At 69.0% G+C, this 21064-nt stretch carries 21 protein-coding genes; 12 read left to right on the top strand and 9 right to left on the bottom strand.

Annotation, left to right across the window (positions count from 1 at the left end; all coding sequences use genetic code 11):
• On the top strand, positions 1-1146 hold the full coding sequence (locus tag F3H57_RS10655) for a histidine kinase dimerization/phosphoacceptor domain -containing protein (RefSeq protein WP_149755903.1): 1146 nt from the start codon (positions 1-3) through the stop codon (positions 1144-1146).
• On the opposite strand, the gene F3H57_RS10650 is transcribed toward F3H57_RS10655, so the two are convergent.
• The 4 genes from F3H57_RS10650 to F3H57_RS22205 are packed head-to-tail and all read right to left on the bottom strand — an operon-like array spanning position 1088 to position 5083.
• Entirely contained in the window at positions 1088-2419 is a 1332-nt protein-coding gene (locus F3H57_RS10650) for an HlyC/CorC family transporter (protein ID WP_149755902.1), read from the bottom strand. The genes F3H57_RS10655 and F3H57_RS10650 overlap by 59 nt on opposite strands.
• Before the next feature lie 57 nt (positions 2420-2476).
• Entirely contained in the window at positions 2477-3406 is a 930-nt protein-coding gene (locus F3H57_RS10645) for a site-specific tyrosine recombinase XerD (RefSeq protein ID WP_149755901.1), read from the bottom strand.
• Positions 3403-4941 carry a hypothetical protein gene (locus F3H57_RS10640; RefSeq protein ID WP_223163044.1) on the bottom strand — a complete coding sequence of 513 codons (1539 nt, stop codon included), beginning with the start codon at positions 4939-4941 and terminating at the stop codon, positions 3403-3405. The genes F3H57_RS10645 and F3H57_RS10640 overlap by 4 nt, the downstream gene beginning before the upstream one ends.
• The gene (locus tag F3H57_RS22205) at positions 4931-5083 is read right to left on the bottom strand and encodes a hypothetical protein (protein ID WP_188129659.1); all 153 of its coding nucleotides are present in this window, start codon (positions 5081-5083) and stop codon (positions 4931-4933) included. The genes F3H57_RS10640 and F3H57_RS22205 overlap by 11 nt, the downstream gene beginning before the upstream one ends.
• 103 nt (positions 5084-5186) lie before the next feature.
• Between F3H57_RS22205 and F3H57_RS10635 the strand changes: the two genes are divergently transcribed.
• Entirely contained in the window at positions 5187-5756 is a 570-nt protein-coding gene (locus F3H57_RS10635) for a shikimate kinase (protein WP_149755900.1), read from the top strand.
• On the top strand, positions 5753-6871 hold the full coding sequence (gene aroB / locus F3H57_RS10630; protein WP_149755899.1) for a 3-dehydroquinate synthase: 1119 nt from the start codon (positions 5753-5755) through the stop codon (positions 6869-6871). Before F3H57_RS10635 ends, aroB begins: the two co-directional genes overlap by 4 nt.
• Positions 6872-6877: 6 nt before the next feature.
• Here aroB and F3H57_RS10625 read toward each other — a convergent pair whose 3' ends face one another.
• Positions 6878-7552, bottom strand: a complete 675-nt coding sequence (locus F3H57_RS10625; protein ID WP_149755898.1) for a site-2 protease family protein — start codon at positions 7550-7552, stop codon at positions 6878-6880.
• A 114-nt stretch (positions 7553-7666) separates the two neighbouring features.
• Positions 7667-8179: a single-stranded DNA-binding protein gene (ssb, locus tag F3H57_RS10620; RefSeq protein WP_149755897.1), complete on the bottom strand. Its 513-nt coding sequence runs from the start codon at positions 8177-8179 to the stop codon at positions 7667-7669.
• A gap of 225 nt (positions 8180-8404) precedes the next feature.
• Between ssb and F3H57_RS10615 the strand changes: the two genes are divergently transcribed.
• Entirely contained in the window at positions 8405-9034 is a 630-nt protein-coding gene (locus F3H57_RS10615; RefSeq protein WP_394349826.1) for a lytic transglycosylase domain-containing protein, read from the top strand.
• A 145-nt stretch (positions 9035-9179) separates the two neighbouring features.
• Here the strand turns inward: F3H57_RS10615 and F3H57_RS10610 are convergent, their stop codons facing one another.
• Genes F3H57_RS10610 through miaA form a run of 3 tightly spaced genes read right to left on the bottom strand, consistent with a single transcriptional unit; the run spans position 9180 to position 12605 of the window.
• On the bottom strand, positions 9180-10835 hold the full coding sequence (locus tag F3H57_RS10610) for an ABC transporter substrate-binding protein (RefSeq protein ID WP_149755896.1): 1656 nt from the start codon (positions 10833-10835) through the stop codon (positions 9180-9182).
• Complete coding sequence (locus tag F3H57_RS10605; protein WP_149755895.1) at positions 10832-11713, bottom strand: AraC family transcriptional regulator; 882 nt, start codon at positions 11711-11713, stop codon at positions 10832-10834. Before F3H57_RS10605 ends, F3H57_RS10610 begins: the two co-directional genes overlap by 4 nt.
• A gap of 4 nt (positions 11714-11717) precedes the next feature.
• Positions 11718-12605: a tRNA (adenosine(37)-N6)-dimethylallyltransferase MiaA gene (gene miaA, locus F3H57_RS10600; protein WP_149755894.1), complete on the bottom strand. Its 888-nt coding sequence runs from the start codon at positions 12603-12605 to the stop codon at positions 11718-11720.
• A gap of 312 nt (positions 12606-12917) precedes the next feature.
• Here miaA and frr point away from each other — a divergent pair, with 312 nt between their 5' ends.
• From frr to F3H57_RS10565, 8 genes are all read left to right on the top strand, one after another.
• Positions 12918-13478: a ribosome recycling factor gene (gene frr / locus F3H57_RS10595; protein ID WP_149755893.1), complete on the top strand. Its 561-nt coding sequence runs from the start codon at positions 12918-12920 to the stop codon at positions 13476-13478.
• Positions 13479-13562: 84 nt separating this feature from the next.
• The gene (gene uppS, locus F3H57_RS10590) at positions 13563-14288 is read left to right on the top strand and encodes a polyprenyl diphosphate synthase (RefSeq protein WP_149755892.1); all 726 of its coding nucleotides are present in this window, start codon (positions 13563-13565) and stop codon (positions 14286-14288) included.
• Positions 14285-15088 (top strand): phosphatidate cytidylyltransferase, encoded by an 804-nt coding sequence (locus F3H57_RS10585; RefSeq protein ID WP_149755891.1) that lies wholly within the window; start codon positions 14285-14287, stop codon positions 15086-15088. Before uppS ends, F3H57_RS10585 begins: the two co-directional genes overlap by 4 nt.
• Positions 15085-16260, top strand: a complete 1176-nt coding sequence (gene dxr / locus F3H57_RS10580) for a 1-deoxy-D-xylulose-5-phosphate reductoisomerase (RefSeq protein WP_149755890.1) — start codon at positions 15085-15087, stop codon at positions 16258-16260. Before F3H57_RS10585 ends, dxr begins: the two co-directional genes overlap by 4 nt.
• 27 nt (positions 16261-16287) lie before the next feature.
• Positions 16288-17631 carry an RIP metalloprotease RseP gene (gene rseP, locus F3H57_RS10575; RefSeq protein WP_149755889.1) on the top strand — a complete coding sequence of 448 codons (1344 nt, stop codon included), beginning with the start codon at positions 16288-16290 and terminating at the stop codon, positions 17629-17631.
• A gap of 128 nt (positions 17632-17759) precedes the next feature.
• Complete coding sequence (locus F3H57_RS22790) at positions 17760-17885, top strand: hypothetical protein (protein ID WP_262504507.1); 126 nt, start codon at positions 17760-17762, stop codon at positions 17883-17885.
• Positions 17886-18020: 135 nt separating this feature from the next.
• Positions 18021-20369: an outer membrane protein assembly factor BamA gene (bamA, locus tag F3H57_RS10570; protein ID WP_149755888.1), complete on the top strand. Its 2349-nt coding sequence runs from the start codon at positions 18021-18023 to the stop codon at positions 20367-20369.
• A complete protein-coding gene (locus F3H57_RS10565; protein ID WP_149755887.1) occupies positions 20369-21028 on the top strand; it encodes an OmpH family outer membrane protein in 660 nt (219 codons plus the stop codon). The genes bamA and F3H57_RS10565 overlap by 1 nt, the downstream gene beginning before the upstream one ends.
• Positions 21029-21064 lie beyond the last annotated feature (36 nt).

Raw genomic sequence — 21064 nt, 5'->3', positions numbered from 1 at the left:
ATGCGCGCACCGATTCCAGATAACCAGGCCGAGCGCCTGGAAGAGCTCGAAAGCTACGGCATCCTCGACACGCCGCCCGAGGACAGCTTCGACGAGGTGGTCGCGCTGGTCAAACAGCTATGCGACGTGCCCGTCGCGCTGATCAGTCTTGTCGACTCGGATCGCCAGTGGTTCAAGGCGCGCGAAGGCTTCGCGCTGCCCGAAACGCCGATCGAGATGTCGATCTGCGCCCACACGATCCTCGACGAGGGTGTGCTCGAGATCCCCGACACCCAGGCGGATCCGCGTACGGAGGACAATCCCCTCTGCACCGCGGGCGACGCGCCGATCCGGTTCTACGCGGGTGCGCCGCTGATTTCGGCGTCGGGCTATGCGCTCGGCTCGCTCTGGGTTCTCGACACGCGGCCGCGCAAGCTCACGGATGTCCAGCGCGAGGCTCTGCAGACCATGGCGCGGCAGGTGATGCGCCAGCTCGATTTACGGCGCGCGCTGCGGAACGAGGCGATCCTGCGCAACGAGATCGACCACCGCGTGAAGAACTCGCTGCAAACCGTGGCGTCGTTCATCCGGCTCTACACCAGCCGCGCGCAATCGGAGGAGACGCGCGATGCGCTCGCCGCGATCTCGCGCCGGGTCAACGCGATTTCCCAGCTGCACAACGAGCTTTACCGGACCAGCGAGTTCGACATGATCAGGCTCGACACCTATCTGGGCCGCGTCACTGACCTGCTGCGCGGCTCCTTTGCCCGGAACGTGTCGCTGAAGACGTCCTTCGCGCCGGTGCGGGTGGATTCGCGCCGCGCCGCGACACTGGCGATGATCGTCAGCGAATTTGCCGCGAACGCTAACAAGCACGCGTTCCCGGACAACCGCGACGGCGTGGTGTCGATTTCGCTCGAGAAGGACGAGGACGAGGCGATTCACCTGACCTGTGCCGACAACGGCATTGGCGACCAGGCGGCCCATCTGCCCACGGCGGACAGTGAGATCACGTCGATCGGCATGCGCCTGATGGAAAGCGCGGCCGAACAGATCGGCGGCCAGCTGTCGCTCGATGCCAGCCCGCAGGGTTACCGGCTCACGCTGGTCACGCCTCCGCACGCGGCAGAAGCTGGGCCTCGAGAGGTCTTATTTTCAGCCGAGTGATGCGGTTGTTCTCGCGGCTCACGACCTCGAAGCGGAAGCCGTGGAAGCTGAAGGCCTGGCCCACGGTCGGAATCATCTGCGCCTCGTGAATCACCAGCCCGGCGACGGTGTTCGCCTCGTCGTCGGGCAGCTGGTAATCGGTCGCGCGGTTGAAGTCGCGGATCGTCATCTGCCCGTCGATCCAGAAATTGCCGTCCTCGGCCCGCGTCAGCGACGGCGCGGCGTCGGGGTCGAACTCGTCGGTGATCTCGCCCACGATCTCCTCGAGGATGTCCTCGAGCGTGATGAGGCCCTGCAGCGCACCGTATTCGTCCACCACCAGCGCGAAGTGCGTGCGCCGCTTCAGGAACTGCCGCATCTGGTCGTCGAGCGACGTGGTGTCCGGCACGAAATAGGGCGGCATCGCGATGTCGGCGATCTTGAACGACTTGAGCGCTTCCATGGAGCTTTCGGCGCCTTCCATCAGCCGGTACATCGCGCGCAGCAGGTCCTTGGCGTGGATCAGGCCGATGATGTTCTCGGGGTCGTCCTTGTAGACCGGCAGCCGGGTATGGCTCGATTCGAGGCACTGGGCGAGAATGTCCGAGGGATCGCTGTCGGCATTGATCATCTCGATACCCGACCGGTGCAGCATCACCTCTTCGACCATGCGCTCGGACAGGTCGAGCGCGCCGAGGATGCGGTCGCGGTCCTCGCGGTCCACAACCCCCTCCGAATGGCCGAGGTTGAGCGCGCCGGCGATTTCTTCCCGGACGGCAAGGATCTGGCTGTCGGGATCGGTCTGCACGCCGAAGAGGCGCAGGATGAGCCGCACCAGCCTCCGCACCGCGCCGACGACCGGTGCAAAGACCAGGATCGCCAGCTGGATCACGGGAGCGACGCGTGTCGCCGCCGACTCGGGATTGGTGATGGCGTAGGTCTTGGGCAGCACTTCCGCGAAGATCAGCACCAGCAAGGTCATGATCAGCGTTGCCAGCGCCACCCCGGATTCGCCCAGGAGCCGGGTGAAGAGCGCCGTGGCCAGCGACGTGGCGAGGATGTTGACCAGATTGTTGCCGAGCAGGACCGAGCCGATCAGGCTCTCGTTGTCCTCGGTGATCTTGAGCGCGCGTTCGGCACCCTTCGACCCCTTGTCGACGGCGGCGCGCAGCTTGCCGCGCGAGGCGGCCGTCAGGGCGGTTTCCGAGCCGGAGAAGAAACCCGACAGTACCAGAAGCGCGAGGATGGCGGCAGAGGTGATCCAGAAGGCGGCGTCGAAGGCGGCGGCGTCCATGAAGGTCCCGAAGGGCTGTGGCGGTTCAGACGGTTATGTGGTGTGCGGGGCGCAGCTTCAAGTCTCGCGCGCAAGCGGATGGTGGTCGAAGACCAGTTCGCGCAGTCGCTCTTCCAGAACGTGGGTGTAGATTTCGGTCGTGGCGACATCGGCATGGCCGAGAAAGGTCTGGATCGACCTGAGGTCGGCGCCGTTCTCCAGAAGGTGCGTCGCGAAGGCGTGGCGCAGCGTGTGCGGCGTCACCTTGGCCGGCGACACACCAGCCGCGACGGCCAGGTCCTTGATGAAGGCATAGAAGGCGTGCCGCGTCAGGTGCCCGGCCTTCCCGTGCGAGGCGAAGAGATGCGGGGAGGGCGCGCGCCCCTCCGCCGCCGAAGCTTCGTCCTGCGCCGTGCGCCTCTCGACCCAGGCGGTCAGCGCCGCGCGCGCCGGGGGACTCAGCGGCACCATGCGCTCCTTGCCGCCCTTGCCGCGGATGAGCAGCAGGCGCGGATCGCCACGCGCCGCCGCCATCGGCAGGGAGACAAGCTCGCTCACCCGCATGCCCGTGGCATAGAGCACCTGCATCAGGCAGGCGTGGCGCGTGCGGTCCGTCTCCGTCCGGCCCATGGTCTCGGCAGCAGCGAGCAGGCGGTCCACCTCCTCGGTCGACAGGGTCTTGGGCAGGCGCTTGTCGCGGCCCGGGCCGGCGATCTGCAGCGCCGGGTTGTCGCCGCGCAGCCCTTCCTCGAAGGCGAATCGGTAAAGCTGCTTGATCGCGGACAGCCGCCTTGCGCGCGTCGACTTGGCAAAGCCCTGCGCGTCGCAATGGACGAGATAAGCCTCCACGTCGTCGCGCCCCGCCTCGGCAAACCCGCTCCCGCGTCGGTCGAGCCAGTCCGCGAAGTCCTTCAGGTCCCGGCCATAGGCGAGCTGCGTATTGCTTGCCGCACCGCGTTCCGCCGCCTGCGCCTCCAGGAAGGCCGAGATCCAGTGTGCGTCACTCACCGGACATCCTCCGCGAGAATCGCCAGTTGCAGCGCGGCGCGGCGGGCGGTGTCCTCCAGCCCCAGCGCGCGCAAGGTGCCGAGCGCTTCGCTGAGGTCGTTGCCGTTGCCGTCGGCCCCCGATCCGAACAGCGCCATCGCCCGCAGGATCGCCTCGCCCAGCCGGTTCTCGCCCGCCATCGCGGTCAGCGCGCTGCTCTCGGCGCCGGGCGCGAATCCGGCGGCCAGCGCGGCGGCATGGGGCAGGGCGGGCGTCTCCTCCGGGGCCTCGCCCCGCGCCAGCGCGACCAGGAAGCGCAGCGCGTCGGTCTCCGCCGCGATCCGGTGCGAGGCGTCCTCGTAATCGTCCGACAGAAGCGCTGCCTCCGCCGCGATCCGCCCCGCGCGGCCCGGGAGTTCGCGCCCCGCGAGGTCAGGACCGAAAAACCGCGCGAAGGGCACGGCCAGCCCCTGCGCCCGCATCAGCGGCCATGCCGTGCGCAGCGCGCGTGCCAGCTCCTCGTCCGAACCGTCGCGCAGCGCCTCTTCGAAGCCCTGCACTGCCGCAACCCGGTCCCACACGCTGCCCGACGCTGCCGGTTCGCGCAGCGAATAGATGCCGAGAAGCCGGTTCTCCGACAGCGCCCCGGCGCGGGCCAGCCGTTCGGCCGCGTCGAGCTGTGCCTTCCAACCGCGATCCCCGGACAAAGCCGCGACCGCGAAGGCGCGCGGCAGGGCCGAGGCGGGCAGCGGCTCGCCCACCGCCTCGTGCAGCTTGAATTGCAGCGGCGTCGGCCGCACCGGGGGCGGCATGCCCGGCAACTCCTCGGCCATCTCGGGTGACAGGAACCGCTCCAGGAGGTCGGCGTCGCGCCCCTGCAGATCGCCAAGCGCGCGCCCCGATTCGAACGCCAGCGCGGCGCGCGGCCAGTCGCCCGCGCGGGCCGCGCAGAAGACCCGCGGCGCCACCGCTTCGGTCAGCGTCGGATCGTCCTGCAAGGCGTCGCAGGGGGCGCTCTCCTGTCCGGTCAGCAGCGCGACCTTGAACCAGACCGGAAAGAGCGACCGCCGCGCCGGCCCCGCCCGATCCAAGAGCGCCGAGGCGGCGTCGAGCGCGCCTTCCTCCATCAGTCGCGCCACGCGCACACCGAGGAACCCCTCGGCGCCGCCGGGCGGGTCCGCCTCGGCCAGCATCAGCGTGTTGAGCAGCGCCGCCAGTGCCGGCACCGCGGGGTCGGCCTCCTCGATCAGCCGGCGCAGGCGCGCGGGATCGCTCCCGGTCCAGAGCGTGCGGGGCAGACCGGTGACGGACATCGGCAAGAGCCCCGCCGCGCCCGCATCCGCCGCGCCGATAGGGCCCACGTCGACCTGCGGCGCGCGCGCGTCGCGGGTCACGGGCGGCTCGTCCGGAGAGGTCGGCCGGGGCGCCGGCTCGGCCGGCGGGGCGATGGACGGCTCCGCCAGATCCTGACCCAGCCAGTCGATCGCCGACAGGGGCTCCTGCGCGGCCGCAGGCCCGCCCAGCATCAGCGCCAGGACAAGCGGCCTAGTCCACATCCAGGTCGACCGGCTGGCGCACTTCCTCGGGCGCAGGCGCGAAACTGTCGAGGCCCAGCGGCTCCGCCACATAGGCGTAGACGACCAGCAGCACCGCCCCCAGCAAGACCAGATAAAACAGCCATTTCAGGATTCGTCCCATGGTCCCGCCCGTTGTTGTCGCCTCGGCATTTTTTTGCACTTATAACTGGCATTTTGCGCGAGTTCACGTCATTCACGCGGGAAATTCGGAATTTGGGCGAGTGATGGCCGAAAGATTGTCGGTTTCCGATCCGGCCTTGCGCAAGCCGGTGGTGATGGTGGGCATGATGGGCGCGGGCAAGACGGCCGTGGGCCGTGCTTTGGCGCATCGCCTGCGCGTGCCCTTCCTCGATTCGGACCACGAGATCGAGGCCGCCGCCAACATGACCATCGCCGAGATCTTCGCGCGCGACGGAGAGGCGTTCTTCCGCCAGAAGGAGGCGCAGGTCATCGCCCGCCTGATGGACGGCCCGCCGGGCGTCCTGTCCACCGGTGGCGGCGCCTTCATGCAGGAAGGCAACCGGGCAATGATCGCGAAGAAGGGCGTGTCCGTGTGGCTCAGCGCCGATCTCGATCTTCTGTGGGCGCGGGTGAAGCAGAAGGCGACCCGTCCGCTGCTGCGGACCGCCGATCCCTACGGTACGCTCGCCGATCTGATGGAGCGGCGCACGCCCGTTTACGCCCTGGCCGACCTGACCGTGCGCACCGAACCCGGCTTTTCCATAGACGAGACCGCGCGCCGGGTGATCGACGCGCTGAAGACCCGCCCCGACGTGCTGGAGACCGCATCTTGACCGTTCAATCCGTCGCCGTCGCGCTTACCGGACGCGCCTACGAGGTGCGTATCGGCACCGGCCTGATCGCCCGCGCGGGCTCCGAGATTGCCGACCTGCTTCACCGCCCCCGCGTCGCCATCGTCACCGACGAGGCCGTGGCCGCCGCCCATCTGCCGACCCTGCAGGACGGCCTCGCCGCGAACGGCATCGCGGCCGAGGCGCTGGTCCTGCCGCCGGGTGAGGCGACGAAGGGCTGGGCCGAACTCACGCGCAGTGTGGAGTGGCTGCTCGACCAGCGGGTGGAGCGGAGCGACATCGTGGTCGCGCTCGGCGGCGGGGTGATCGGCGATCTGACCGGCTTCGCCGCCGCGATCCTGCGGCGCGGCGTGCGCTTCGTGCAGGTGCCGACGACGCTTCTGGCGCAGGTCGACAGCTCCGTCGGCGGCAAGACCGGCATCAATACCGCGCACGGCAAGAACCTCGTCGGCGCCTTCCACCAGCCCGCGCGCGTGCTGGCCGATATCGGCGCTCTGGAGACGCTGCCGCCGCGCGACTTCCTCGCCGGCTATGGCGAGGTGATGAAATACGGCCTTCTGGGCGACGAGAGCTTCTTCGAATGGCTGGAGGAGAACGGCCCGGCCATCGCCGCCGGCGATCCCGCGCTGCGCGCGGCCGCGGTGCGCCGCTCGGTGGAAATGAAGGCCGACATCGTCGTGCGCGACGAGACCGAGCAGGGCGACCGCGCGCTTCTGAACCTCGGCCACACCTTCTGCCATGCGCTCGAAGCGGCGACCGGATATTCGGGCCGGCTCCTCCACGGCGAGGGGGTGGGCATCGGCTGCGGTCTTGCCGTGGCGCTTTCGGCGCGGCTGGGGCTCTGCCCGCAGGAGGATCCGGGCCGCGTGGCCCAGCACCTCGCCGCCATGGGGATGAAGGCGACGCTGGCCGACATTCCCGGCGATCTGCCCGACGCCGATCGCCTTCTCGACCTCATGGGACAGGACAAGAAGGTGGTCGATGGCCGCCTGCGCTTCGTCCTCACGCGCGGCATCGGGAAAGCCTTCGTCACCGATGACGTTCCGCCCGAGGCAGTGCGCACGCTGCTGACCGAGGTGCTTGCCGACCGGCCCTGAGGCGCGTCAGCGCGTCGCCGCCGCCTCGGCCCGCGCGGCCAGGAAGATGATCACCCCGATCAGCACCAGCAGCAGGCCGCCCGAATAGACGCCCCAGGCCGCGAAGACGACCGCGATCGTCTGACCCAGCAGCGCCGCGATCCGCGTCGCCCGTCCGCGCTCCATGAAGAAGGCGAGGGTGGCGCGCAGGACGCGCCCGCCATCCATCGGGAAGGCCGGGATCATGTTGAAGATGACCAGCCACAGGTTCAGCGCCGCGAGCCTCCCGGCAAAGCCCGCCACCGTGCCGTCCGCGGACAGCACGTTCGCCATTTCCAGCTGCCCCACGGCCAGCCAGAGCACCGCTGCGATCACCACGTTGACCGCCGGGCCGGCCAACGCCACGGCGATTTCTTGCCCCGGCCGGCGGGGCATCCGCGCCAGTCGTGCGACCCCGCCCACCGGCAGGAGCGTGATGTCGGGGGTGGCGATCCCGAAGCGGCGCGCCATCAGTGCGTGGCCGAACTCGTGGGCCACCACGCAGGCGAAGAGGGCCAGCACGAACGCGACGTTCACCGCGGCAGCAACGGCGCCACCCGCGCTCCACGCGCTGGCCGCCACCCAGACGAGCAGCAGGAAGAACGTGTTGTGCACACGCAGCTCGGAGCCGAGAAGCCGGCCGATGGGAAAGGACCAGGTCATGTGCCATCCGTGTCGCGGTCAGGTCCATCAGACATAGGCACGATGCGGCAGCCGCTGTAGGGGCGATCCGCCGCAGGCCGCGCCTCGCCGGGCGCGGCCGAAAGCGCCCGGTCGCTAGAACGGGATCTCGTCGTCGATGTCCCGCGACGGCGCGCGCGAGGGGCCGGAGCCGCCCCCCGAATAGTCGCGGTCGGACCCGCCGCCATAGCCGCCACCCGGGCCCGGATCGTCCTGGTAGCCGCCGCCACCGCCACCGTAGCCGCCGCCGCCTTCGCCGCGGCTGTCGAGAAGCGTCAGCTCGCCGCGATAGGGGCGCAGCACGACCTCGGTCGAGTAGCGGTCGTTGCCGGACTGGTCCTGCCACTTCCGGGTTTCGAGCTGCCCCTCGATATAGACCTTGGAGCCCTTCTTCAGGTACTGCTCGGCGATCCGCGCGAGCGGTTCGGAGAAGATCGCCACCGAATGCCATTCGGTGCGCTCGCGCCGCTCTCCGGTATTGCGGTCCTTCCACTGCTCGGACGTCGCGATGCGCAGGTTGCACACCTTCCCGCCGTTCTGGAATGTCCGCGTCTCGGGATCGCGCCCGAGATTGCCGACGATGATGACCTTATTCACGGATCCGGCCATGTGACCTCTCTGTCTTGCCTCTGCGCGTCCTGCGGCGATTCTGCCCGGGGCCGGGCCGCCGATCTGGCGGACCCTACACCAGTGCCGCGGCCATCGGAACCGATTAAGGTTAACGTCGCCTTGCCCGCCGTGAGGCCATCCGCCGGCGGGGGGGTGGCGTGATCGCGCCGATCCGGTATAGTCGCGCGCAGAGGGCCAGAGGCCCCGAGGGGACAGCGAGGGACGATGCTCACGACATTGCGTTTCGCGGGCGGGGTCGCGCTTTGCGCGCTCCTGCCGTTCACCGCCACCGGCGCCGCGATGGCCGACGTGCTGTCGACGAAGAACCGCTCGCGGCTGTTTTCGTCGCAGACCCGGGTGCTCGATAGCCGGGCGGCGCAACAATACAACAATTCCGTGCGGCTGCAGCCGCCGAGTGTCGTCACGCCGACCAAGTGGGGTCCCGACGCTGCCGCCGGCGAGGGTGTCTCGCCCGCCTGGCGCGGCCGCTACCGCGGCGAGTTCCTGCCGGTGGCGCGCGCCGCAGCGCGCAAGCACGGCATTCCCGAGGATCTTTTTCTCAGGCTCGTGCAGCAGGAATCGGGCTGGAACCCGAATGCCAAGTCGCACAAGGGCGCGCTGGGCCTGGCGCAGCTGATGCCGCAGACCGCGCGGCTTCTCGGCGTCGATCCGCACGACCCTGGCCAGAACCTCGAAGGCGGGGCGCGCTACCTCAAGACCCAGTTCGTCAAGTTCCGTTCCTGGCGCCTGGCGCTCGCCGCCTACAATGCCGGCCCCGGCGCGGTCGAACGCCACGACGGCGTGCCGCCCTACAGCGAAACCCAGAACTACGTGAAGGTGATCTGGGGACACTGACCCGACGCCAGCGACCGTGACCGCCGCCGGACGCCTCCGGCGGGAGTATTTCGGGCCCAAAGAAGCCGGGTGCGTCTCTGCTGCTTCCTTGGGCCGGCAAATACTCCGGGGGGTGTAGGGGGCGGAGCCCCGACCGGCGCCGGCCTCAGGACGCAAAGCCGAGCGCGTAGAGATGGATCTCGAAGGCGGGATGCATCTCGGCTCCGAGGACATCGGGTCGCGCATGCCGGAAAAGCGCGCGCCAGTAGGGCTGCACGATCACCGCGTCCTCGCGCAGCATCGCCTGCAACTCGGCCATCACCTCGGATCGCTCGGCCGGATCGGCCAGCGCCAGCGCCCGGTCGAGCGCCGCGTCGAAATCGGGATTGGCATAGCCGGTCTCGTTCCAGGCCGCGCCCGAGCGGTAGGCGAGCGCCAATGTCTGCACGCCGAGCGGGCGGTGATTCCACTCGGTGATCGACAGCGGGTACTCGGTCCAGGCCGACCAGAATTGCGACCCGGGCAGCACGCTCTGGCGCGCCTCGATCCCGGCATCGCGCAACAGTGCCACCATGGCTTCCCCGGTGCGCCGCGCGACGCCGTCGTCGAGCGTGACGATCTCGTGCTCGACCTCCAGCAGCCCTTCCCGGATCACGAGCTGGCGCGCCGCGTCGGGGTCGTACGCCGCCGGCCCGAGATCGGCATGGTCGGGCTGGATCGGCGCGACATGGTCGTTGGCCGCCAGCGTGCCGCGGCCGCCATAGCCGAGCTCCAGGCACACGCCGTTGTCGACCGCGAGCGCCAGCGCGCGGCGCACGGCCGGGTTCGCATAGAGCGCATGGCCCCCGACCTCCGCGTTCTGATTGCCGCGCAGCACCAGGGTCGCCGCCGTGGGTGTCTCGAACCGCGACCAGCCGAGCGCGTCGGCCGCGTCGATGAAGCGGCCGACATTCTCGTAGAGCATGTCGACGCGATCCTCCTCGATGGCGCGGATCCAGCTTGCCGGGTCGGTGCCTAGGTCGATGAACTCGATCCGCTCGAGCGTGGCCGGCCCCCATCCGGGCAGCGCCGCGCCCCACCAGGCGTGATCGTCGTTGCGCACCAGCACGGCGCGGTCCTCGGGGCTCAGGCTCTCGGGCAGGTAAGGCCCGGTGCCGACCGGTTGCTCGAGCATCGTGTCCGGGTCGAAGCCCTGGGGCAGAACCGCCGCGGGATAATCGGCAAGCGCCACGATCAGCGTCGCGTCGGAGCGGGGCAGGCGCAGTCGCACGGCGCCCTCCTCGGTCCTGACCGCGCCGTCCCGCAGCCGGTTGGTGTCGGGATCGACCAGCACCGCGAGGCTGGCGGCCATCGCGTTGCCCTCGACCGACCCGTCGCACCAATAGTCGAACATCCGCGCGACATCCTCGGCGGTGAAGGCGGTCCCGTCGTTCCAGGTCACGCCCGGACGCAGGCGCAGAAGGTATTCGGTGGCGTCCGCGTTGACCTCCCAGTCCGACAGCAGCATGCCGCGCAGGGTTCCGTCGGACTGGTACTCGACGAGGTATTCCAGCCAGCCGCGGCTGACATTGGCGATCTCGGACCAGTCGAAGGTGCGCGGATCCTTGAGCGGGCGCACCTCCTGCTGGATGCGCAAGGTGCCGCCCGGGCGCCGCGCCGGCGACTCTGCCCGGGCGGCGAGGCCGCCGGCAGCGTATGCGCCCGCCGTCGTGAGCCCCTGCGCGGTCGCGCGTGTCAGGAATTCGCGCCGCGACAATCCTCCCCGGTCCAGCGCCCGGACAAGGCCGGGCAGCGCCTCGTGTCCCCGCCCGGGCCGGCTCATGGGCGGCGGGCCGAAAGCGGCGTCGCGGGCGCGTCGCGACCGGCGCGGGCGCGCAGGTCGGTCGGGGTGGCGCCGGTATGGGTCTGCACGAAGCGGCCGAAATAGGCCGCGCTGTTGAAGCCGAGCGCCTCGGCGACCTCGCCGACCGGCGGCTCGGGCTCCGACAGCATCTCGCGCGCGGCGTAGACCACGCGTTCGGTCAGCATCTCGGCGGCGCTGCGCCCGCAGGCGGCCTTGGCGGTGCGCGACAGGTGCGTCGGCGTGACGTCGAGCATGTCGGCATAATCGGACATCACCCGGTCGGAGCGGTGATGCGCCACCAGAAGCTGTGCGTAGCGCCGCACCAGCCGGTCGGCCGCGGTCTCGCGCGGGGCATCGACGGGGGCTTCGCTGCGCTGACGCTCCAGCCAGACCGCCACCAGCGTCAGGTGCGCCGCGAGCGCGTCCTGCACCATCGGCCGGTCGCGCGCGATCTCGCGCTGCATCGCCTCGATCTCGCCGGTCAGCTCGGCCTGGGCGAGCGATTCGCGCGGACGCAGGTGCAGCGGCGACCTGGGCAGCCGGTCGGTGAGGCCCGGCGGGCTCTGGATCACCTGGGCAAGGCTCTGCGGCCCGAGGTCCACGGCCATCAGCGTGCCGGCGGGCAGGAACACCGCGTTGTTCACGCCGAGGCCGCGGCGCACGCCGTCGATGACGATCTTGCCCTGGCCGCGCGTGACCCAGAGCAGCAGGTCGTCGGGGCGGTCGTGCAGGAGGCTCATGCGCCAGGGCGACTGGCCCACGACCTGCGCGAAAGGTTGGCAGAGCACCTGCCGCGGCGCTTCCACCGGTTCGTGGATGCGCGAGGGCTGGTGCAGGAAGGCGGGTCCGGTCGACATGGGTTCAGGCGGCCTCCTCGGCCGGGGTCCAGGGGGTCCAGGCGCCCATGCGGGCGCGGAACCAGGTGCGCTGGCGTTTGGCGAACTGGCGGGTCTGCGTGACCGCGCGGGCCCGCGCGGTGTCGAGGTCGAGCGTGCCGGCGACATGCGCGATCAACTCGCGCGCGCCGATGGCCTTGGCGGAGGGACGGTCCGGTGTGAAGCTGGGTGCGTTTTCGCGCGCCTCGTCGAGGGCGCCCGCGGCAAGCATTGTTTCGAAGCGCGCGGCGATACGCGGGTCGAGCCAATCCTTCGGCGCGTCGACGACGATGGCATGCGTCCGGTCCAGCGGCAGGAGCGGCGGCGGCGTGTCGTCCTGCCAGGCGGCGATGCCGCGCCCGGTCATGTGCTGCACTTCCCAGGCGCGCTGAACACGCACAGGGTTGAGCGGGTCGATCCGCGCTCGCGTCTCGGCGTCGAGCTCGTCCAGAAGCGCTCCTCGGCCCTCGCGGGCCATCCTCGCCTCGGACAGAGCCCGCGTCGCGGCATCGGTTTCGGGGATATCGGCCAGTCCCTCGGTCAGCGCGGCGAAATAGAGCCCGGTGCCGCCGACGACGATCGGCCGTTCGGGCCCCTCCAGGATCGGGGCGAGATCGCGCAGCCAGCGGCCGACCGAATAGGGCGCATCGCCCGGAACATGTCCGTAGAGCACATGCGGCGCAGCGGCCTCCTCCTGGGGCGTCGGGCGTGCGGTCAGCACGCGCCAGTCCGAGAACACCTGGATCGCGTCGGCATTGACGATCACGCCGCCCTGCCGCGCGGCGATCTCGAGCGCCAGCCCCGACTTGCCGCTCGCCGTCGGCCCGGCGATCAGCACCGGTCGGTCGGGCGGGATGTCTGCCAGGGCTCGCATGCCGTGCTCGATCCTTTCCGGGGCGCCGCGCCCCGGTCAATCCGTTTCCCAAAGCGCGCAGATGTCGACCGACCCGTGCGCGCACCATTGTCCCCGGGACGGTTTTCCGACATCAGACAGAGCGAATCTAGACCGCTGCGCGGCCCGGGCGCAACACGCGCTCACGACATTGCGCTTCGTCCCGCCGATGCCCGTTTCGCAGGCGCCCGCGGGCCGGGCGCCCCTATACAACACCGGCCGCTTGGGCCTATGGTCGGCGGCAACCGGCGCCCCCTCGGAGCGCTTGCACAGAACGGAAGACGCGACACCCCCATGGCAGACGATTTCGAACTCGACACCGACGACCTGACCCGCCGAATGGAAGGCGCGATGAGCAACCTGCGCACCGAGTTTGCCTCCCTGCGCACCGGACGCGCCTCGGCCTCCATGCTGGAGCCGGTGCAGGTCGAGGCTTACGGCCAGATGACGCCGATCAATCAGGTCGGCACCGTCAACGTTCCTGAGCCGCGGATGGTCACGATCAATGTCTGGGACAAGAGCCTGGTGAACAAGGTCGAGAAGGCGATCCGCGATTCCGGTCTCGGCATCAATCCGCAGATGAACGGCACCATCATCATGCTGCCGATCCCGGAGCTGAACGAGGAGCGCCGCCGCGAGCTCGGCAAGGTCGCCGGCCAGTACGCGGAGGGCGCGCGGGTGTCGATCCGCAACGTCCGCCGCGACGGCATGGAGACGATCAAGAAGAACAAGGACAATATGTCCGAGGACGATGCGAAGTTCTGGGAAACCGAGGTCCAGAACCTGACCGACGAATATATCGCGAAGGTCGACAAGGCGCTCGAGACCAAGCAGGAAGAGATCATGCAGGTCTGATCCTGCCCCCGGCGCTGCCGGGGGAGGGGGAAGGACGGACCGCGAAGCAACCCGGGGCAGGGGCACGAAAAGGAGAGACCTCAGATGGTCAAACCGATCCGCGACTGCGGTGGCCCGCGCCACGTGGCGGTCATCATGGACGGCAACGGACGCTGGGCGCAGGGACGCGGCCGCCCGCGGCTCTTCGGCCACCAGGCCGGCGCGCGCCGCGTGCGCGAAATCGTCGAGGCCTGCCCGGACGTGGGCGTCGAGTATCTGACGATCTTCGCCTTCTCCACGGAGAACTGGAAACGCACGCAGTCCGAGGTGGCGGGGCTGATGAGCCTCTTCCGCCGCTACATCACGCAGGAGGCCCGGTCGCTGCGCGAAGAGAACGTGCGCGTGCGCTTCATCGGTGACCGCCTGAGGCTAGACGACAAGCTGCGCACCCTTATGGACGAGCTCGAGGCGATGACCGCCCATTGCACAGGGGTCAACCTGACCATCGCGCTCAATTACGGCGGCCGGGACGAGGTTGCCCGCGCCACCAAGCGGCTGGCCGAGGACGTCGCCGCCGGCCGGCTCGATCCCGCCGAGATCGGCGAGGAGACGTTGCCGCGCTACCTCGACACCTGCCTGCTGCCCGATCCCGACCTGGTGATCCGCACCTCGGGCGAGGCCCGCATCTCCAACTTCCTGCTCTGGCAGTCGGCCTATGCCGAGTACGAGTTCGTCGATACGCTCTGGCCCGATTTCAGCGCCGACGAATTCGCACGTCTGACCGCGAGCTTCGGCGGGCGCGAACGTCGCTACGGTGCCATCTCCGCATGAGCCTGCGCTCGAAGTGGGACGATCTGGGCGAGCGCCTGACCTCTGCCGCCGTCATGGTGCTGCTGGGCGTCGCCGCGGTCTGGGCCGGGGGCGTCGTGTTCCATATCTTCGTCGCCCTCGTCTGCGGCGTGATGGTGTGGGAGCTGGTGTCCATGCTCGACGCCAAGCGCGACCGCTCGCCCTACGTGCTCGGTATCGCGGCCTTCGCGGCAATGCTGATCGCGTCCGAGGTGCCGCCCGCCTTCGCACTGCCGCTGGTGCTCGCGCCCTCCATGCTCGGCCTCGGCCAGATGGAGCGGGGGGGTGTGACATATGCCAGCTTCGCCGCGCTGATCCTGCTGGCGGGCTTCGGCATGATCGTCCTGCGCGACCGCTACGGCATCGAGTGGCTGATGTGGCTGATCCTCGTGGTCGTCGCCACCGATATCGCCGGCTATTTCTGCGGCCGCTCCATCGGCGGCAAGCTCCTGTGGCCGCGCGTCAGCCCCAAGAAGACCTGGTCGGGCGCCATCGGCGGCTGGGCCGCGGCGCTGATCGTCAGCGCCGGCTTCGTCTACTTCACCCGCGCCGATGCCGGGCTCTTCGGCCTGTCGGTCGCCGCCTCCATGGCCAGCCAGATCGGCGACATCGCCGAAAGCGCCATCAAACGGCGGGCAGGGGTCAAGGACAGCTCCACCCTCATCCCCGGTCACGGCGGGCTTTTCGACCGCTTCGACGGCATGCTGGGCGCGTCGCTCTTCGTGCTGATCGCGGCGCAGCTCGTCGGCTTTCCGCCGGGCATACCCGGGGTGTTTCCGTGAGCCGGCGGCGGATCTCGATTTTCGGCGCCACAGGATCCATCGGCCAGAACACCATCGACCTCGTCCGGCGAGAGCCCGAGGCGTACTCGGTCGTCGCGCTGACCGGCGGTCGCAATATCGGCCAACTCGCCGCCGACGCGACAGAGCTGGGCGCCGAGATCGCCGTGACATGTCACGAGGACGAACTGCCGGCCCTGCGCGCCGCGTTGGCCGGATCGGGTGTCGCGGCGGCGGCCGGGCAGGGCGCGCTGGTCGAGGCCGCATCGCGCCCCGCCGACTGGGTGATGTCGGCGATCGTCGGGGCCGCGGGCCTCGCGCCGGGCCTGGCCGCGCTGGAGCAGGGGGCGACCTTGGCGCTGGCCAACAAGGAAAGCATGGTCTGCGCCGGGCCCCTGATGCTCGCGGCGGCCAAGCGCCACGGCGGCCGCGTCCTGCCGGTCGACAGCGAGCATTCCGCCGTGTTCCAAGCCCTCATCGGCGAGGACATGGCGGCGGTCGAGCGTGTCATCATCACCGCGTCGGGCGGCGCCTTCCGCGACTGGCCGCTGGAAAAGCTCGCCGCCGCCACGCCGGAAGAGGCCGCCACGCATCCCAACTGGGCGATGGGCCAGCGCATCACCATCGACAGCGCGTCGATGTTCAACAAGGCGCTGGAACTCATTGAAACGCGGGAATTCTTCGGGCTCGACCCGGTTCAGATCGAAACCGTCGTGCATCCCGAAAGCCTGGTGCACGCGCTCGTCGGTTTCACCGATGGCGCGCTGATGGCGCATGTCGGCCCGCCCGACATGCGTCACGCCATCGGTTTCGCGCTCAACCACCCGGCGCGCCGGGCGCTGCCGGTCCAGCGGCTCGACCTCGCCGCGATCGGGCAGATGACCTTCCGCCCCGCCGACGAGACGCGCTGGCCCGCGCTGCGCCTTGCGCGCGAGGTGATGGAGGCCGGCGGCCTTTCGGGCGCGGTGTTCAACGCCGCCAAGGAGGTGGCGCTCGACGCCTTCATCGCCCGGCGCATCGGCTTTCTGCAGATGGCCGATGTTGTCGCAGAGACGCTCGACAGGCTTTCAGCCGAGCGAAGCCTTGATGATGCCGTGATCGACCTTGATAAGGTCAGCCGCGCCGACCAACTCGCCAGAGAGGCGGCTCACGGCATCATTGCGGAAGTCGCATAGCTTTACGAATAAAGGGGAACGGGGACCTTGGACATCGTCACGCTGGTGCCGCAGTTCGGCGGCTTGCTCTGGACACTCGTGGCGTTCGTTATCGCCCTGTCGGTCATCGTCGCGATCCACGAATACGGCCATTACATCGTCGGGCGCTGGTCGGGCATCCATGCCGACGTCTTTTCGCTCGGCTTCGGGCCCGTGCTGTTCTCGCGCACCGACAAGCGCGGCACGCAATGGCAGTTCGCGCTCTTTCCGCTGGGCGGCTACGTCAAGTTCCGGGGCGATTCCAACGCCTCGGGCGGCACCGACGGCGACGCGATGACCGGCCTGACCGCCGACGAACGCCGCAGCACGATGCACGGCGCCCCGCTCTGGGCGCGCGCCGCCACCGTCGCCGCCGGGCCATTGTTCAACTTCGCCCTGTCGATCATCGTCTTCACCGCCATCTTCATGCTCCGCGGCGTCACCGCCGAGCCCCTGACCGTGGGCGAGCTCCAGGAACTGCCGGTGACGCAGGAACTGCGCGTCGGCGACGAGATCCTCGCCATCGAGGGCGAGGCGCTGCCGCCCTTCGACCGCGAAGGCGCCTTCGCGGACTTCCTCGACAGCCTGCCTGAACAGGAGGAGCTGTCCTACACCATCCTCCGTGACGGCACCGAACAGACGGTCACCGGGCCTTACGTCCACCTGCCGCTGGCCTCCCAGGTCGTGCCGCTGTCGGCCGCTTCCGAGGCGGGGCTTGAGGACGGCGACGTCATCCGCGCGGTGAACGGCACGCCCATCGTCGCGTTCGAGGACCTGCGCGAGATCGTCGAAGGCTCCGAAGGCGCGCCGCTCGATCTCACCGTCTGGCGCGAAGGCGAGACGCTCGACATCACGCTGGAGCCGCGCCGCACCGATGAGCCGCAGCCGGGCGGCTCGTTCCGCACCGTCTACCGCATCGGCATCGCCGGCGGCCTGTTCTTCGCCCCCGCGACCGAAACGCCGGGAATCGGCACCGCCGCGGGATCGGCCGTCGTCCAGACCGGAGAGATCATCCGCGGGTCCATCTCGGGTCTCTGGCACATGATCACCGGCGCGATTTCCACCTGCAACCTCTCGGGTCCCATCGGCATCGCCGAGACATCGGGCGCGATGGCCAGCCAGGGCACCGAAAGCTTCATCTGGTTCATCGCCGTGCTGTCGACCGCGGTGGGTCTTCTGAATCTCTTTCCGGTGCCGGTGCTCGATGGCGGGCACCTGTGTTTCTACGCCTACGAGGCAGTGTCGGGCCGGCCGCCGTCGGATCGCGCGCTCAAGGTGCTGATGTCCATCGGCCTGACCCTGGTGCTCGGCCTGATGGTGTTCGCGCTGACCAACGATATCTTCTGCCCCTGATCCGGGCCTGCTTGATTGCCGAGGCATTTGCGGCGCCTGCCGCCGCAATGCCTGCTGCGCGCCGCATTAATGCCGCAAAGCCAGCTTACCGTGCGAGCGACGCTCACGAACGGCAACTGGTGGCTTCCATGCAACTGATCTCACAAGGTTATCGCGGGCTGCGTCTGGTCTTTAAGCTTAACGGCGACTGGATGCTGACCGTGTCCGTCGTGGCTGGCGCTCTCGCGCTCGGCGCCTGGATCGCGGGCTCTTGACCGGCGTGGGCGGCGGCGCTGTCGCCGCGCCACACCGGCGCGAAAAAGCCCTGCCGGACCGGCCCTTGGTCTTTTGACAAGGCAGGGCTATCCCGATACTGCATCCACTGAGGGAAGTTTGACGGGATAGGCGGCATGACCGACAACAATAACGCGCGCCGCACGGGGAAAACCCCGCTGCGCCATGTGCTGGCATCCACCGCCGCAATTTTGGCCATAGGCTTCTCAACGACTTACACTTTCGTGCCCACCCAGGCGGCGGCACAAAGCTACACGTTCACCAACGTCTCCATCGAGGGCAACCGCCGGATCGAGGCGGGGACGATCCTCAGCTACGCCGGAATCGCGCGCGGCGAAACGGTGTCGGGCGGAGAGCTGAACGCCGCCTACCAGCGGATCCAGGAATCGGGCCTCTTCGAGAGCGTCGAGATCGTGCCGCAGGGCAGCACGCTGGTCATCCGCGTGGTGGAGTACCCGACGGTCAACACCATCTCCATCGAAGGCAACCGCCGCATCAACGACGAGGACCTGCAGCCGCTCGTCGGCTCCGTCCCGCGCCGTGTCTATTCGCCCACGCAGGCGGAGGCGGACGCCGACGCCATTGCCGGTGCCTACGCGCAGCAGGGCCGGGTGGCCGCGCGCGTCACGCCCAAGGTGATCCGCCGCTCCGAGAACCGCATCGACCTGGTGTTCGAGGTCTTCGAAGGTGGCGTCGCGGAGGTGGAGCGCATCGGCTTCGTCGGCAACGACCAGTATTCCGACCGCCGCCTTCGCCGCGCGATCGAGACCAAGCAGGCGGGCCTTCTGCGCGCGCTCATCTCCTCGGACACGTTCATCGAGGACCGCGTCCGCTTCGACCGCCAGCTTTTGCAGGATTTCTACGCCGCGCGCGGCTACGTCGATTTCCGCGTCACTGGCGTCAATTCGGAACTGTCGCGCGAACGCGACGGCTACACCATCACCTTCAACGTCGAGGAAGGGCAGCAATTCCGCTTCGGCGGCGTGAACGTGTCCTCCGACCTCGCGGAGGTGAACATCCCCGCCTTCCGCAATGCCGTGCGCGTACGCCCCGGTCAGGTCTATTCGCCGGCACTGATCGAACGCGACATCGCGCGGCTCGAACGGCTGGCGATTCGTGAGGGGCTCGACTTCATCCGCGTCGAACCGCAAATCAGCCGCAACGACCGCGACCTGACGCTGAATGTCGATTACGTGCTGACGCGGGGGGAGCGGATCTTCGTCGAACGCATCGACATCGAGGGCAACACCACCACGCTCGACCGCGTGGTGCGGCGCCAGTTCGACACCGTCGAAGGCGACCCCTTCAATCCGCGCGAAATCCGCGAGACCGCGGAGCGCATTCGCGCCCTCGGTTTCTTCGCCAACGCTGAGGTAGAGGCACGCGAAGGCTCCACGCCGGAGCAGGTCATCGTCGACGTCGACGTGGAAGAGCAGCCCACCGGTTCGATCAGCTTCGGCGGTTCGTACTCCACCAACAACGGCTTCGGCCTGTCGCTCGGATTCTCCGAACGCAACTTCCTCGGCCGCGGCCAGCAGCTGTCGTTCAACTTCAGCTCGGGCGTCGACAACCAGCGGTATTCGTTCGGCTTCACCGAACCGGCGCTCCTGGGGCGCGATCTCGCGTTCGGCCTCGATCTCAGCTACTACGAATCCAACCAGGACAACGCCGAATACAACACCGCCATCGGCACGTTGTCGCCCTCGCTGACCTTCCCGATCGCCGAGAACGCGGACCTGCAGGTGCGCTATACGCTGCGCTACTCCGACCTTACGATCCCGGGTTCGAGCGATATCGGCCGCATCGTGCGCGAAGAGGCCGATCGCGGCGAGCTCTACGAAAGCTCTGTCGGTTACACGCTCAGCTACGATACCCGCCGCACGGGGCTCGACCCGACGGCCGGCATCCTTCTGGAATTCGGCCAGGATTTCGGCGGCCTCGGAGGCGACACATCCTTCATCCAGACCCGCGCGCGCGCCGTCGCGCAGCGTCTCGTGATGAACGAGGAAGTCACCCTGCGCGCCTCGGTCGAGGGCGGGGCGCTGCATTACGACGGCGACGGCAGCCGCGTGACCGACCGCTTCCTGCTCAGCTCTTCGCGCATGCGCGGGTTCGAGCCGGGCGGCATCGGCCCGCGCGAATTCGACGATCCGAATGACATCGACGATGCGCTCGGCGGCAACTACTTCGCCGTCGCCCGCTTCGAAGCCGAATTTCCGCTCGGCCTGCCCGAGGAGTACGGCATCACCGGCGGCGCGTTCTACGATGTCGGCAATCTGTGGGGCCTCGACGAGACCAATTCCGACGTGCTCTACGAGGACGGCTCCTTCCGGCACGTCGTCGGTGTGTCGCTGTTCTGGAACACGCCGCTCGGCCCGCTGCGCTTCAATTTCTCCGAGGCGCTGGAGAAGGAAAAGCGCGACAAGGCACAGAATTTCGAGTTCACCATCTCGACCGACTTCTGATGCGGGCGCTTCGCCTCGCCCTGGCGGCGCTGGCGCTCTGGCCGGTGGCCGCTCTCGCGCAGGATCCGTCCGGACTGCAGCCGATGCAGCCGACGGGCGGCGGCGCGCTCGCCGCCGGTCCGGTCCTGGTGATAGAAAGCGACCGGCTCCTGCAGGAAAGCGCCTACGGCCAGCGCGTCCTCGATGAAATCGAGGCCGAGCGCGACGAGATCGCCGAGGAGAACGAACGCATCGCGCAGGAGTTGATCGAAGAGGAACAGGATCTGACCGAGCGGCGCGAAGACATGAATCCGCAGGATTTCCGCGCCGCGGCCGAGGCCTTCAACGAGAAGGTCGAGCGCCTGCGCCAGCAACGTGAAACCAAGGCGCAGGAATTCAGTCAGCGCACAGACCAGGTGCGCCGCCGCATCCTCGCCGCTGCGCAGCCCGTGCTGGCCCAGATCATGCAGGAAGCCGGAGCGGCCGCGCTGCTTGAACGTCGTCAGGTCTATGTGTCGTCCGATGGCGCGGACGTCACCGGCCTGGCGATCCAGCGGCTCGACGCGCGCATCGGCGACGGCTCCGACCTCGAAGAGCCGCCCGTGCCGGCCCCCGACCCGGAGGGTACCGTGCCGTCCGCCGACCCGTCCGGCCCGATCCTGCCGGCGCCGGCGGACTAGATGCTTCGCGCGCGGTGATCCGTGCCCGGGCAGGCG

The organism is Roseivivax sediminis, from assembly GCF_900112685.1.
GTDB classification, from domain to species: Bacteria; Pseudomonadota; Alphaproteobacteria; order Rhodobacterales; family Rhodobacteraceae; genus Roseivivax; species Roseivivax sediminis.
The sequence above is the reverse complement of the archived record's forward strand: the minus strand, read 5'-3'. Positions and strand labels throughout refer to the sequence as shown.

Bases quoted from the DNA above. Each gene is read 5' to 3' on its own strand.
- F3H57_RS10655 (WP_149755903.1), top strand. From the start codon at position 1: ATGCGCGCACCGATTCCAGATAACCAGGCCGAGCGCCTGGAAGAGCTC.
- F3H57_RS10650 (WP_149755902.1), bottom strand. From the start codon at position 2,419: ATGGACGCCGCCGCCTTCGACGCCGCCTTCTGGATCACCTCTGCCGCC.
- F3H57_RS10640 (WP_223163044.1), bottom strand. From the start codon at position 4,941: ATGTGGACTAGGCCGCTTGTCCTGGCGCTGATGCTGGGCGGGCCTGCG.
- F3H57_RS22205 (WP_188129659.1), bottom strand. From the start codon at position 5,083: ATGGGACGAATCCTGAAATGGCTGTTTTATCTGGTCTTGCTGGGGGCG.
- F3H57_RS10635 (WP_149755900.1), top strand. From the start codon at position 5,187: ATGGCCGAAAGATTGTCGGTTTCCGATCCGGCCTTGCGCAAGCCGGTG.
- F3H57_RS10625 (WP_149755898.1), bottom strand. From the start codon at position 7,552: ATGACCTGGTCCTTTCCCATCGGCCGGCTTCTCGGCTCCGAGCTGCGT.
- ssb (WP_149755897.1), bottom strand. From the start codon at position 8,179: ATGGCCGGATCCGTGAATAAGGTCATCATCGTCGGCAATCTCGGGCGC.
- F3H57_RS10615 (WP_394349826.1), top strand. From the start codon at position 8,405: ATGCTCACGACATTGCGTTTCGCGGGCGGGGTCGCGCTTTGCGCGCTC.
- F3H57_RS10610 (WP_149755896.1), bottom strand. From the start codon at position 10,835: ATGAGCCGGCCCGGGCGGGGACACGAGGCGCTGCCCGGCCTTGTCCGG.
- F3H57_RS10605 (WP_149755895.1), bottom strand. From the start codon at position 11,713: ATGTCGACCGGACCCGCCTTCCTGCACCAGCCCTCGCGCATCCACGAA.
- miaA (WP_149755894.1), bottom strand. From the start codon at position 12,605: ATGCGAGCCCTGGCAGACATCCCGCCCGACCGACCGGTGCTGATCGCC.
- frr (WP_149755893.1), top strand. From the start codon at position 12,918: ATGGCAGACGATTTCGAACTCGACACCGACGACCTGACCCGCCGAATG.
- uppS (WP_149755892.1), top strand. From the start codon at position 13,563: ATGGTCAAACCGATCCGCGACTGCGGTGGCCCGCGCCACGTGGCGGTC.
- F3H57_RS10585 (WP_149755891.1), top strand. From the start codon at position 14,285: ATGAGCCTGCGCTCGAAGTGGGACGATCTGGGCGAGCGCCTGACCTCT.
- F3H57_RS22790 (WP_262504507.1), top strand. From the start codon at position 17,760: ATGCAACTGATCTCACAAGGTTATCGCGGGCTGCGTCTGGTCTTTAAG.
- bamA (WP_149755888.1), top strand. From the start codon at position 18,021: ATGACCGACAACAATAACGCGCGCCGCACGGGGAAAACCCCGCTGCGC.
- F3H57_RS10565 (WP_149755887.1), top strand. From the start codon at position 20,369: ATGCGGGCGCTTCGCCTCGCCCTGGCGGCGCTGGCGCTCTGGCCGGTG.